General features: G+C 61.1%; 13 protein-coding genes. 5 read left to right on the plus strand and 8 right to left on the minus strand.

Translation table 11 applies throughout. From position 1 onward, the window contains the following. Positions 1-15: 15 nt before the first annotated feature. Genes IHQ71_RS27800 through IHQ71_RS27810 form a run of 3 tightly spaced genes read right to left on the minus strand, consistent with a single transcriptional unit; the run spans position 16 to position 3,212 of the window. A complete protein-coding gene (locus IHQ71_RS27800; protein ID WP_258159630.1) occupies positions 16-1,632 on the minus strand; it encodes an AMP-binding protein in 1,617 nt (538 codons plus the stop codon). A gap of 36 nt (positions 1,633-1,668) precedes the next feature. Then, entirely contained in the window at positions 1,669-2,139 is a 471-nt protein-coding gene (locus IHQ71_RS27805) for a hypothetical protein (RefSeq protein WP_258159631.1), read from the minus strand. Continuing rightward, a complete protein-coding gene (locus IHQ71_RS27810) occupies positions 2,136-3,212 on the minus strand; it encodes a phosphotransferase family protein (RefSeq protein ID WP_258159632.1) in 1,077 nt (358 codons plus the stop codon). The genes IHQ71_RS27805 and IHQ71_RS27810 overlap by 4 nt, the downstream gene beginning before the upstream one ends. 280 nt (positions 3,213-3,492) lie before the next feature. On the opposite strand from IHQ71_RS27810, the gene IHQ71_RS27815 reads away from it, so the two are divergent. Then, positions 3,493-4,146 (plus strand): TetR/AcrR family transcriptional regulator, encoded by a 654-nt coding sequence (locus IHQ71_RS27815; protein ID WP_258159633.1) that lies wholly within the window; start codon positions 3,493-3,495, stop codon positions 4,144-4,146. Between the two features lie 4 nt (positions 4,147-4,150). Here IHQ71_RS27815 and IHQ71_RS27820 read toward each other — a convergent pair whose 3' ends face one another. The 5 genes from IHQ71_RS27820 to IHQ71_RS27840 form a co-directional block, all read right to left on the minus strand. Next, the gene (locus IHQ71_RS27820; RefSeq protein WP_258159634.1) at positions 4,151-4,855 is read right to left on the minus strand and encodes a TetR/AcrR family transcriptional regulator; all 705 of its coding nucleotides are present in this window, start codon (positions 4,853-4,855) and stop codon (positions 4,151-4,153) included. Positions 4,856-4,991: 136 nt separating this feature from the next. Then, positions 4,992-5,573 carry a hypothetical protein gene (locus IHQ71_RS27825; protein ID WP_258159635.1) on the minus strand — a complete coding sequence of 194 codons (582 nt, stop codon included), beginning with the start codon at positions 5,571-5,573 and terminating at the stop codon, positions 4,992-4,994. 162 nt (positions 5,574-5,735) lie between these two features. After that, positions 5,736-6,578: a shikimate dehydrogenase gene (locus IHQ71_RS27830; protein WP_258159636.1), complete on the minus strand. Its 843-nt coding sequence runs from the start codon at positions 6,576-6,578 to the stop codon at positions 5,736-5,738. A gap of 132 nt (positions 6,579-6,710) precedes the next feature. After that, the gene (locus IHQ71_RS27835) at positions 6,711-7,358 is read right to left on the minus strand and encodes a TetR/AcrR family transcriptional regulator (RefSeq protein ID WP_258159637.1); all 648 of its coding nucleotides are present in this window, start codon (positions 7,356-7,358) and stop codon (positions 6,711-6,713) included. A gap of 63 nt (positions 7,359-7,421) precedes the next feature. Next, complete coding sequence (locus tag IHQ71_RS27840) at positions 7,422-9,311, minus strand: bifunctional sugar phosphate isomerase/epimerase/4-hydroxyphenylpyruvate dioxygenase family protein (protein ID WP_258159638.1); 1,890 nt, start codon at positions 9,309-9,311, stop codon at positions 7,422-7,424. 142 nt (positions 9,312-9,453) lie between these two features. On the opposite strand from IHQ71_RS27840, the gene dctP reads away from it, so the two are divergent. From dctP to IHQ71_RS27860, 4 genes are all read left to right on the plus strand, one after another. Next, on the plus strand, positions 9,454-10,437 hold the full coding sequence (gene dctP, locus IHQ71_RS27845; protein WP_258159639.1) for a TRAP transporter substrate-binding protein DctP: 984 nt from the start codon (positions 9,454-9,456) through the stop codon (positions 10,435-10,437). A 126-nt stretch (positions 10,438-10,563) separates the two neighbouring features. Beyond that, positions 10,564-11,088: a TRAP transporter small permease gene (locus IHQ71_RS27850; protein ID WP_258159640.1), complete on the plus strand. Its 525-nt coding sequence runs from the start codon at positions 10,564-10,566 to the stop codon at positions 11,086-11,088. Further along, positions 11,085-12,386 carry a TRAP transporter large permease gene (locus IHQ71_RS27855; RefSeq protein ID WP_258159641.1) on the plus strand — a complete coding sequence of 434 codons (1,302 nt, stop codon included), beginning with the start codon at positions 11,085-11,087 and terminating at the stop codon, positions 12,384-12,386. The genes IHQ71_RS27850 and IHQ71_RS27855 overlap by 4 nt, the downstream gene beginning before the upstream one ends. A 5-nt stretch (positions 12,387-12,391) precedes the next feature. Continuing rightward, positions 12,392-12,844 (plus strand): type II 3-dehydroquinate dehydratase, encoded by a 453-nt coding sequence (locus IHQ71_RS27860; protein ID WP_258159642.1) that lies wholly within the window; start codon positions 12,392-12,394, stop codon positions 12,842-12,844. The last annotated feature ends 184 nt before the right edge of the window (positions 12,845-13,028 follow it).

Raw genomic sequence — 13,028 nt, forward strand, 5'->3', positions numbered from 1 at the left:
CTCTCTCCCACACGCTCAGCCGCGCTGGCCGATTTTTTCACGCTTGACGACGATGCCCGCCTTCTCGCGGTCCCAGGTATCCGGCGTGATGCCCTCGGCGCGCAGCTTGACCTTCTCGATCTTCGCCGTCGGCGTGCGCGGCAGCGCCTCGACCACGCGGACGTATCGCGGCACCATGAAGTGCGCCATGCGCGGCCTGAGGAACTCGATCAACTCGACCGGATCGAACGCCTCGCCCGGCTTGATCGCGATGATGGCCATCACCTCGTCCTCGGCGACGTCGCTTTTGACCGGAATGGCGGCAGCCTCCCGCACGCAAGGGAAAGCCAGTACTTCGGATTCCACTTCGAAGGACGAGATGTTCTCGCCCCGGCGGCGGATCGCGTCCTTGAGCCGGTCGACGAAGAAGAAATCGCCCTCGGCATCCCTACGGAAGCCGTCGCCGGTATGGAACCAGCCATTGCGCCAGGCATTTGCGGTCGCGACGGGGTCGCCTGCATAGCCGTGGTTCATCGCCCATGGGCATTCGGTACGCACCACGAGTTCGCCGACGCTACCCGCCGGCACTTCGCAGTCATTCTCGTCGACCAGCCTGATCTCGACGCCATGTCGCGGCCGGCCGGCACTGCCGAGCGCCGTCGGGTTCGGTTGCGACACGATCGGCATGGAAATCTCGGTCATGTTGAAATGCGTGTGCACTTCGGTGCCGAACCGCTCGTGGAAACGCGGCGCGGTCTCGTTGAGCGGCACATAGGTGCAGGTCCTGAGCGGATGGTTGCGATCATCGGGGCCGGGCGGTTGCTTGAGCAGGAACCCGCCCATCACGCCGAGCAGGATCACGGTGGTGATCTCACGGCTCCTGATCGTCGGCCAGAAATCCTCGGTCGAAAACGAGTCCACCATGGCAATCGAGCCGCCATGGATCAGCATCGCCGTCACCGGCATCACGCCGCCGGAATGGAACATCGGCAGGTTGACCATGTAGCGGTCGTCCTGCCTGAGGAACGGCGCGCTGATGGCCATGGAATAGAGATGCATGTAGGATGACATCACGCCCTTCGAGGGCCCTGTCGTGCCGGAGGTGAAGATGATCGACTGCATGTCCCAGGGCGCGATCGAGTGCTCCAGGTCCGGCGGCGTGTCGTTGTCCGAAATGAGTGCCTCCGGCCCATGAACGGCGATCCCGTCGATCTCGGTCGGGCCGCCGCCTAGGATCACCGCCTCGCGCAAAGCCTTGCGATTGACATCGGCCAGCCGTGGAAAGAGATCGGCATGCGCCACCGCCAGCCCGGCTTCCGACAGTCCCACAACGTGCTCAAGCAGCGTGCCGCGATAGGAGAGGTTGATCGGCACGAAGACGGCGCCGAGATAGTTCAGCCCGAACCACACGCGTAGGCAATCGGCGCTGTTGGGCAGCCACACCATCACGCGCTCGCCCTGTTTCACACCCAGCGCCCGAAATGCATTGGCGGTGCGGATCGCGATCAACCGCGCCTCGCGATAGGTCCATTCCTCGCCATCCGCGAAGGTGGCGAAGATCTTGTCGGGCTGCTCCCGCGCCCAGAAATCGAGCATGTATCGCTGGACGCATCTTTCCGGCGCAGGCATGCGCGGATCGAGATGGTGTTCCATGGCTTCCTCCTGCCCAATGGGCATAAACACGCTATGTCAGTCCGCCGCCTTGCCCTTGGCGATCTCCGCGAAAAGCGGTTTCTTTGTCAGTTTCATCTGCTCAGCCGCATCGTCATGCATGTGCTTTCGAAGCAGCGGCCGCGCGGTGATCGCCGCATCGGTTTGCTTCGAGAATGCCCAGCTAACCAGGTCCGATATCTCGCCGTCGAGCCGGTCGCGCTCGGTGATGAGATCATTCGATGACGGGTCGTCGCCAGTCTTATCTGCATGGGGGAATTCCGCCGTCGTCCCTTTCAACGATGTGACCTGTCTGATGACCTTACGCCGCGCCTCGACCGCCTTCATCAAGGGTGCCCTTTGCCATTCCAGCCGCGGCGCGATGTTGTTGAGTAGATCGATCACACCGATCGCCTGGCCGCGTGCATAGTCATCCGTGACATTGGGGATGACATCGATCCTAAGCGTCGCGATGATGCCTTCGACGAGACGGTCGAGCGAGTTGTTCATGCCGCCCGCTCCAGTGCCGTTTCGAGCTGCAGCAGCATGCGCGGCACCTGCGCGCCCATGCCGGCCATCCGCAGGTCATTGAACCCGCGCGCCTCGTAGCAATGGGTGGCGCCGAGATGCATCACGGCAAGCTTGAAGGTGCCGAACGCTTCCCAGTAGCGCACGGCCGCCGCATCGAGATGGATGCCGGTCAGCGCCTCGTAGCGCTCATAGAGCTCATCGCGGGTGAAGAGATGGCACATATAGGGCGACCGGCCGCGCCATGCCTGCAGGCAGATCCAGCCGAGATCCTCCAGCGGATCGCCGAGATGGACAAGCTCCCAATCCAGGATCGATGTGATGCGCCCCTTGTGTTCGAGAAAATTGCCGATCCGGTAATCGCCGTGAACCACCGATATCCTCGGTGCAACCGGCGCGTTCTGCCGGAGCCAGATTGCCGCCCATTCGAGCATCGGAAAGCGCCGCTCCGACCATTCATGCATGCGCCCGACCCAGTAATCGATCTGGGAATGGGCGGTTTGGGTTGTATCCGTAACGCCCTCGACAGCCATTTCAAGCTTCCCGCGCCAGTCGAAATTGTGCAGCGATGCCAGCGCGCCAAGGAATTGCTCGCCGATACGCACGCGCTCGTCGGCGCCGAAGGCATCGCCCCCATCCGTCGTCCAGGGGATCGGCACGTCGCCGGGCACGAGATCGCAGATGAAGAACGGCGCCCCGAATGTATCGTGCGCATCCGAAAACCAATGGATCTTGGGTACAGGCACGCCATTGCCCGCGAGATGCCGCAGCGTGATCGACTCCGGCGACGCCTTGTACGGAGAAAAGATGCCGTTTGGCGGGCCGACGCGAAGAATGAGATTCTGGACCTTGTTCCCGATCGAGAGTTCAAAGCCATAGGTGACCCAGGAAAAGCCCACCGTATAACGACGCAACGCTCCGACCTCTGCCTTCGCATCCGCGTTCAGGCGCAGGAATTCGGTCAACCGGGCACGCACGCGCTCGACATCGAACGGATCGAAGACCGGAGCCTCGTGATTGCCTTCGCCCTTGATCGAAGCCACGCTGCCGGACATCACGCGGCCCTCGCCAAGGCGTCGCGATCCGCTGCAATTTCCGCGCGGCATGACACAATGTCATAAGAGCCTGCGCCGGCACGGCGCATGTCAGAACGATGCAATGACTCACTCCCATTCCGTCTCGGGTTCGCCCCCGAGGCTCAAGATCGGTCCGGTTGCCCGGCGATCACTCCCACCCTCACGCTATGACGACTTGCATCGCGTGTAAAGAAAAAATGAATCATGAGTCATAATTCATTTTATTGACATCGCGATGAGCCCCCGCTAGAGGTTCCTCATGTCAACGATCGCTGAAAACCGGGGCAAGCAGGATAGCGCCCGCAGGCTCAATCGCGCGGAGAAATCCGAGGCGACCCGCAATCGGCTGTTCACGGCGGCCATCGGCATTGTCGGCGAATTCGGCTATGCTGGCACGTCCGTCGCCCGGATCACCGAGCGCGCCGGCGTCGCCCAGGGCACGTTCTACAATTATTTCGAATCCCGCCAGGATCTTCTAGACCAACTCCTGCCATCGATCAGCGTGACCCTGCTTGCCCATGTCAAGGAGAAGGTCGCCGAGGCCGAGGATTCTCCCGTTGCCCGCGAGCGGGCGAGGATCACCGGTTTCTTCGAGTTCCTCGAACAGACACCGCATCTCTTCAAGATTCTGCACGAAGGCGAGATCCAGGCGCCCGAAGGCTTCCGCCGCCACATCGCGCTGCAGACCGTGAGTTTCGAGCGGGCGATGGAGCACGAGTTCGAACAGGGCCACCTGCCCGACATCGCGAGAGAAGAGATCCCGGCGATCTCGCAGATATTACTCGGCGCCCGCCAATGGCTCAGCACCCGGTTCTGCATCAAGGACGGCGAAGTGATTCAGCCGCCGCCGGAGGTGATCGACACCTATATGAACCTCACGATCCGGGGCATTTTCTCCGGAAAATCAGCCTGACACTCTAGCGATCGATCTTCCCGATCAGATAATCCAGCTTGGTCAGTACCTCTTTCATCGGCTCCGTTCGCTCCGGCTCGATAATAAGCCCCCGGTAGACCATGTCGGCGAGCTTGTCGGCCGTGTCGTTCTCGTTGAAATCGCCTTCATTGCGCAGGAAAGCCCAGGTGCGGTGCTCGATGCAGCCATAAATCAGGTCACGAACGAAGGAGGGTGACACATCGGTGCGGAACTCGCCGCGCTCGATCGCCTCCTTCACCACCTCGGTCACCCGGTGCGTATAAGACTGGTTGAGATGAAAGAGCTTGGAATTGCGGTATTCTGGATCGAGCCTGAGTTCCTGCAGCACCAGCCGGGCCAGCGCCGGCTCGCGCTTGATCGACAGCAGGTGGTGATAGATGATGAAGCGCAGCTTGTTCCAGGTGCCCTTGATGCTGGCAAGCTGCTCGTCGTCCCGCAGCAGCGTCTCCTCGTACCAGTTCTCGACGACCCGGATCAGCAGATCGCGCTTGTTCTGGAAGAAGCGGTAGATGCTGCCCTCGACGACACCAGCCTTGAGCGCGATGTCGGTGATCGAGGCATCGGCATAGCCGTTCTCCGAGAACACCTGCCGGGCGGCGGCCATGATATCCTCGATGCGGCGCGTTGCGGGCAGCCGGTTGACCTGACGCCTGACCCGCCTCTGGCCACTCACCTCTAGTTTTGCCATTCCCCAAGCGCCCCGATCATTCCGCGGAAACCCGCCGCTTACGTCTCTCCATATTGAACAGTCAAGCGATGAGTTTCAACTGGCGCCTTCACATTGGCGGGATGGCGGCCGAGTCGTGCCCCGGCCGCCATATTTTCTAACGAGATGCCGACATCCGCAGCAGCTTGCAGAGATTGACCAACGCCGGGTCGTAGCCGTCCGAACTCACCGAGTTGCAGCGCCTCATCAGGGATTTCTTCTCATGGCTCGACATGGCGTTGAACGCCTGCCGCTGAGCGCTCGTCAGGGCGCGATCGGGCCTCGCATTGTCATCTCCATCGGTGACGTTGGAGGTGGGCCGGATATTGCTGTCGTCGTCCTCAGGAAGGCCGAGACCGACATCCACATTGGCATTCATCCCGTCGTCGCTACCGATGGAGGTATCCACGTCGGCGGTGATGCTATCGTCGCCACCGATCGAGACATCGACATCGCCGGTGATGCCATTATTGGAGCCGACGTCGACATCAGCGTTAGCGTCGATACCCTTACTGTCCCCAACAGAAACATCGACATCGGCATCCAGACCGTTCTTCACGCCGAGACCGACATCGGCGTTGATACCCTGGTCTCCACCAATGGAAACTCCGACGCCAAGGCCCTTGTCTTTCGCCGATACTTGTCCGGCGGCGAGTAGAACACACGACGCCATCAACAACACATGTACTGAGTTACGCATGACTGAAGTCCTTTCGTTTATTCGCCAAGGCTAAAATAAGAAAAGCGCCAATACGTTGCATCCAAGCATGCCGCATATGACATCACGACTAACGAGAGATTTACTGACGGCGCGCCCGGCGCCCTGTTTCGGAGCAATCGGAGTCAGCTTGTGTCGGCGGAACTACATCGCGCTGAAATGCCGGATCATGCGTTCGGCGTCCGGTGCCACACTCGTGAAGAGCTCGAATGCGCCGACTGCCTGGAACACGGCCATGCCGCCGCCATTGAGAATGCGGCATCCGCGCGCAGCCGCGGCGGCAAGCAGTTCCGTTTCAAGCGGGAAATAGATGATCTCGGCGACCCAGAGCCTCGCTGACAGGAGACCGGGATCGAACGGCGTTCCGGGGTGTGAGGCCATGCCGATCGGCGTCGCCTGCACAACGCCGCTGGCGTTCGCCAAGGCTGCATCGAGGTCTTTGCCGGCTGCGAAAACGCAATCCTGGTGGACAGGAGCCAACCGGTCCATCACGGCCGACACACGCGCCGGATCGACGTCGAATATAGTAACCTTGGCTGTGCCCATGCGGGCCAGCGCATGCGCCACCGCAACCCCGGCGCCGCCGGCGCCGATGAGCACAGCGTGGCTCAGGTCGGCACCCGGCAGACCTCGGCGGAAGCTCTCCTGAAAGCCCCACCAATCTGTGTTATGCCCCTGACGCTTGCCGTTCTTGAAAGTAATCGTGTTGATCGATTGCAGCACGGCCGCATCGTCGGAGAGCTCGTCCACATGGGCGATTGCCGCCTGCTTGCAGGGATGGGTGATGTTGAGGCCGGCGACGCCTTGTGCTTCCGCCCCGGCTATCAGGGTGCCAAGCGCCTCAGGACCGACGCCGAGCACGTCGAGGTCGATAAGGTCATAGCGATAATCGATGCCGTGCTGGCGGCCTTCCTCCATATGCAGCGCGGGCGTGCGGGACAGGCCGATGCCGCTCCCGATCAAGCCCGCGCGGACCACGCGCGTCATTGTTTTCGCAGATGACTGCAAAGCTCCACCCGGTTCCAGTCATTTGAATGGCGCCGGCAACACTATGTCCACCGACGCTTTCAAAATGTACGAACTGGTTCGTAATGTCAATTAGCTGATCAAGGAGCCAGCCTAACCGCCGGACTTGAGGTAGGAGAGGACCATGTCTGAAATGATCAGCCTGTGCCGCGCCTTGAGCGTGCCTTCCATCAGGTCGCGGCTGAAGATGGCTCCGAATGTGTGACGGTTCGAGACGCGGAAGAAGCAGAGCGCCGAGATCATCTGGTGCAAGTCCACGGGATCGATGCGCCGCCGGAAAGCGCCGTCATGATAGCCGCGTTCGAGGATAGCAGACAGGATCGCAATGATCCCGGAATTGGCCCGCTGCAGGACATCGGTATTCTTCAGGTGTTCAGCGCGATGGATGTTCTCGATGCTGACGAGCTGGATGAAATCGGGATTGGCATCGTCGTGGTCGAAAGTCGAACCAACAAGCGTCCGCATCGCATCCTCGGGGGAGAGATCCTCGAGCTTGAGCCGCGTCTCCAGCGAGCGGATCTTCTGGTAGGCACGTTCGAGGACGGCCAGATAGAGGCCTTCCTTGCTGCCGAAATAGTAATAGATCATCCGCTTCGAGGTCTTGGTCCGCTCGGCGATCTGGTCGACACGCGCGCCCGAGAAGCCCGAATTGACGAACTCTTCCGTCGCCACCGCGATGATGTTCTCCTTCGTGCCGTCGGGATCGTTCTTCCGCGCGACGCGTGTTTCGGCAGTCTGCATTTCCAGGACCTTTTCCCATCCGTTCCGTTTCAGGGCGTAAGCCAAATATCCGATATCGGCAAGTCAACCCGCCGGCACGCCTTCCGGCCGGATATAGCGCTTTTGCGCCGCGATGCGGAAGATCGCGTTCGGCGCGCCATAACCGCGATAGCCCCGGCGCTCGACGATCTCGAAGAAGAAGCCTTCACCATAGACCGGGCTGTAGAGCTGGAAATATTCGCCATGCTCGTCGCGATCGTAGAGGATATTGGCGGCACACAGACGCTCGGCGAAATCGGGTTCCAGCCCGAAGCGGGCCTCGACGTCATCGTAGTAGTTGCGGGTGATGTGAAGCGGCGTGAAGCCGTTGGTGGCAAGGCTCTCCGCTGTCCGAAAGATGTCCGGCGTCGAGAAGGCCACGTGCTGGATCGAGGAACCGAAGCTTTCGGCGAGAAAGTGGCCCGCCAGCGTCTTGCGATTCTCCGCACCGTTGAGCGTCACGCGGAACGAGCCATTGCCGTTTTCGACGACCTGGCTGCGGACGATGCCCGAGGGGTCGATGATGTCGACAACAGGCGTCTTCCTGACATCGAGCAGCGAATTGTAGAACAGGACGGTCGTCAGCAGATCGTCGTAACTCACGGTTTGCGCGATATGGTCGATGTGCTCGAGCCCGGCGGATTTGACCGGGCCATCGTCCTCGATAGCCGAGAACTCCCGCGTCCAGACCGATGCGAGCGGCGTGCTGGCATCGAGAAAATAGCAGATCCCACCGCCGGGACCATGGATCGCCGGTATCGTCGTCTCCCCCTCCGGCACCGGCTGCATGAAGCGCTCCGAGCCGAGTGCGGCGGCGCGATCCACGGCATCGGCCGCATTCTCGACCTCCAGCCCGAAGGCATAGGCGGATGTGCCGTGAAGATGGAAGGCGGCACTGGCAAAGCCCTTGTCTTCGCTATTGACCACCAGCCTGATCTCGCCCTGTTGGTAGAGATCGACCTTCTTCGACTTGTGCCGGCCAGACCTGCGGAACCCGAGCGTGTGGAGCATCTCGATGAGTTCCGGGCTTTCCGACATGTCGGCGGTGAATTCCACGAAGGCGACGCCTTTCACCACCACTCGGTCGGGCATGTCAGGAACGGTCAGCGCTATGTCCGGTTCGGCGCGCTTGACCTGGTCGCCAAGATGGATCAGCGAGCGCCTGCCATCGCCAGCAATCGCGCGGGTCGAACCGCCGCGGAACTGGTCGTTGAAGATTTCGAGCGAGAGGTAGCCATCGTAACCGGTGGCGGCGACCGCGCGGGTGAACCCGGTCACGTCAAGGTCGCCCTCGCCGGGCATGTTGCGGAAATGGCGGCTCCAATAGAGCAGGTCCATGTCGATCAGCGGCGCATCGGCCAACTGGACGATGAAGATCTTCTCCTTCGGGATCGATCTGATCGAATTGACCTCGATCTTGCGGGCGAGCGTGTGGAAACTGTCGAGAATCAGGCCGACATTCGGATGGTCGGCGCGGCGGACGATCTCCCAGGCATCCCGGTGGTCGCTGATGTGCCGGCCCCAGGCAAGCGCCTCGTAGCCGACGCGCAAGCCACGCTTTGCAGCCCGCTCGCCCAGTTCATGGAAATCGGCTGCTGCCCGGTCCAGTCCGCCGAGCGAGACCGGCGAGACATTGGAGCAGACGAGCACGAGGTCTGCTCCCAGCTCCTGCATCACGTCGAATTTGCGCTCGGCCCGATCAAAGGTCCGCCCGCGCTGTGGTTCGGGCATGCCTTCGAAATCACGGAACGGCTGGAAGAGCGTGATCTCCAGGCCGTGATCCCGGACCATCCGGCCGACGTCGCTCGGCGAGCTGTCGGAGGCGAGCAGGTCGTTCTCGAAGATCTCCACGCCGTCGAACCCCGCCTCCGCGATGGCGCGCAGCTTGGCGTCCAGTTCGCCGCTCATCGTCACGGTCGCGATCGAGGTTTTCATCCCATCCTCCTTCTGTCGCAGGTGTCAACAGGGGCTCCTCAGAACCACCGTTGACATAAACGAACTATTTCGTACAATATTTTTCAGTCGCGGAGGAGCGATAATTTTGGCACCATGAACCATGGTGCAAGGAGGAGGAAACATGACAATCGACCTGACCCGTCGTCATTTCGTCGGAGGCGCCATCGCCGCCTCTGTTTTGCCGCTGCCCGCATTCGCGCAGGACAAGCCTGTGCTCAAGTTCTCGGCCGTCTTCTCGGAACAGGATATCCGCGCCGAGATGACCAAGATGTTCGCCAAGGAGATCGAGGGCGCGTTCAAGCTCGAGCCCTATTACGGCGGCAACCTCTTCAAGCAGGGCACGGAGCTTGTCGCACTTCAGCGCGGCAATCTGCAGATGGGCAATATCGCGCCGCAGGATTTCGCCAAGCAGATCCCGGAATGGTCGGTGCTGAGTTCGGCCTATCTCTTCCGCGATGCCGCCCATGTGCAGAAATTCTTCGCCAGCGACCTCGGCGCCGAATACAAGAAGATGGTCGAGGACCAGCTCTCCGTCCGCATTCTCGGCCCGACCTATTTCGGTTCGCGCCAGGTGGGTCTCAAGCCCGACAAGAAGATCACCACGCCGGCCGACATGGCGGGCATCAAGCTGCGCATGCCGGGTGGTGACGCCTGGCAGTTCCTCGGCACCGCTCTCGGCGCCAACCCGACGGCCATGGCCTATGCCGAGGTCTATACCGGCCTGCAGACCGGCGCGATCGACGGGCAGGACAATCCGCTGCCCAACGTCAAGAACATGAAGTTCTACGAGGTCATGTCGCAGATCGTGCTCACCTCGCACCTGATCGGCTACGACCTGCTCACGGTATCCAGCAAGGTCTGGGGCGAAATGAGCCCGGAACAGCAGACCGCATTCCAGGCCGCCGCCGACAAGGCGATGACCTGGAGCCAGGGCGAGCATATCAAGCAGGAAGGCACGCTGATCGAAGAGTTCAAGAAGGCTGGCCTCAACATCTACGAACCCGATGTCGCTGCCTTCCGGACATTTGCGCGCGAAAAATATGCCGGCTCCGAACTGTCCAAATCCTGGGCGCCCGGTATCATCGAGAAGGTCGAAGCACTCTAGCTTCTTGTATTGCGCAATTCCGGTCGGAAAACCGCGATACACTTTTCCTGGAATTGCTTGACCTGCTCGACGCGAATGCGGCATCGGCGGATGCCGCATTCGCAAATCTGGAACGGGACGATCTTTATGAACTGGCTTACGAAATACGCGGCCCAAGGCGCGTGGCTGCGGCGGCGGGCGGAGAATGTTCTCGCCATGCTTCTCCTGCTGATGTTCGCGGCCTTCATGCTGCAGATCGTCTTCCGCTATGTGCTCAAGTGGCCGATCGGCTGGACCAATGAGATCAGTGTCGCGCTGTGGATCTGGATCGTGCTGTTCGGCGCCGCCTTCGTGGTGCGCGAAAGCGAGGAAATTCGCTTCGACCTGTTCTGGGCCGGCGCCAGCGACAGGGCACGGCGGGTGATGGTCGTCCTCATGGCGGTGGCGCTGATTTCGTTGTTTGCGCTCTCGCTGCCGGCGGTCGTGGATTACATCATGTTCATGAAGGTCGAGAAGACGGCTTATCTCAAGATCCGCTTCGATTATCTCTATGCGATCTACGTCGTCTTCGTGCTGGCAATGATCGTCCGCTACATCTGGCTTGGCATCCAGGCGATCCGCGGCAAGGCGCCCGAAGCCTATGATCCCACCAAGGCGGGCTCCGGCGTATGAATCTCGCGAGTCCCTTCTCCATCGCCATCGTCCTGATGACATTCCTGGCATTGATCGGAATGCCGATCGGCCTCTCGATGATCTGCGGATCGATCCTCTACCTGTTCATGACCGGCGCGGACATGGGAACGGTAGCCGAGCAGCTGCTCAACGGCATGTACACCAACTACATCATTCTCGCCGTGCCTCTCTTCATCCTGGCCGCCGAGTTCATGAATATCGGCTCGATGACCGAGCGGCTTCTCACCTTCTGCAATGTGCTGGTCGGCCGGTTCCGTGGCGGGCTGGCGCAGGTCAACGTGGTCCAGAGCATCATCTTCGCGGGCATGTCCGGCTCGGCCATTGCCGATGCCGCAGGTTCGGGCCGGATGATGCAGAGCATGATGACGCGCGACAACCGCTACACCCCGAGTTTCGCCGCGGCGCTGACGGCGGTGACATCGGTCATCGGCCCGATCATTCCGCCATCGATCCCGATGGTGCTCTATGCGCTCGTTTCCGATGCGTCGATCGGCTACCTGTTTCTCGGCGGCATGATACCCGGTCTGCTGATGGCCGGCCTGCAGATGATGCAGGTGGCGATCACCGCCCGCCGCAAGAATTTCCCGGTCGAGGATCCGGTGCCGCTCAGGCAAATTCCACTGATCACCTGGCGGGCGTTCCCATCGCTGATGATGCCCGTGCTGCTGCTCGGCTGCATCTATAGCGGCATCACCACGCCGACGGAGGCCGCCGCGCTCGCCGCCGCCTATGCGCTGGTGATTTCGGTCGTGCTCTACCGATCGATCAGTTTTGCGGATTTCTACGGCTCATTGCTCGTCAGCGCCAAGACATCCGCTTCGATCGGCATGCTGATCGCCGGATCGCTGGTGTTCAACTACGTGGTGACGGTCGAGAACATCCCGGACAGCATTCGCGTGCTGCTGACCGGCTGGGAGATGACGCCGACAACGTTCCTGATCCTTGTCAACGTCATCCTGCTGATCCTCGGCTGCATCCTCGAAGGCACCGCCATCCTGCTCATCATCGTGCCGGTTTTCATTCCGACCGCACAGGCGCTCGGCATCGACATGGTGCATTTCGGCGTCGTCGTGGTGGTCAACATCATGCTCGGGCTGGTCACGCCGCCATATGGCCTGTTGCTCTTCATCATGACCAACATATCGGGCGCACCGGTGAAGGACATCATCCGCGATGCGGCACCCTTCATCTTCTGGATGGTGGTGTGTCTCGTGATCATCACCTTCGTGCCCGAGACCGTCCTCTTCCTGCCCCGCCTGCTGGGCTATCAGGGATAATGCCGATGACTGCTGACCTCAAGCCGCTCTACGTCCTCAACGGCCCCAACCTCAATCGGTTGGGCAAGCGAGAACCTGAAATCTACGGCAAGACCACGCTCGCCGAAGTCGAGGCATTCTGCCGCGAGGCGGCCGGTGACTGGCCGGTGGAGTTCCGCCAGACCAACAGCGAAGAGCGGATGATCGAGTGGATCCACGAGGCGATCGACGAGGGCGCGGCGATCATCATCAACCCCGCCGGCTGGACCTTCACCTCGATCGCCATCCTCGATGCGCTCAAGATGTTTGGCGGCCCGATCATCGAGTTCCACATTTCCAACGTCCACCGCCGAGAGGCGATCTATCACAAGTCCCTGGTCTCGATGACGGCGACGGCAGTGATGGCCGGGCTCGGCGCGGAGGGATATCGGATAGCGGTCGCCGCGATCCGGGATCTGGTGCGCCGCGGGCAGCGATAAAGTTTGCACAAGATTCAGGCCGGCATGTTCGATATCGAAATCGAAGGCCGGACGGGGTGTCGCGACCGAATCCTATCGTCGCGTCAGCGTTGCCGAGGCCCTGCAACCGCTGGCCTCGGCCGGGCTGGACTGATCAGGGCGAACCGCGTTCCGGCCGCCGGAACGCGCTGTCCGTGATCGGGCG

The organism is Rhizobium sp. TH2, from assembly GCF_024707525.1.
Taxonomy (GTDB): domain Bacteria; phylum Pseudomonadota; class Alphaproteobacteria; order Rhizobiales; family Rhizobiaceae; genus Rhizobium_E.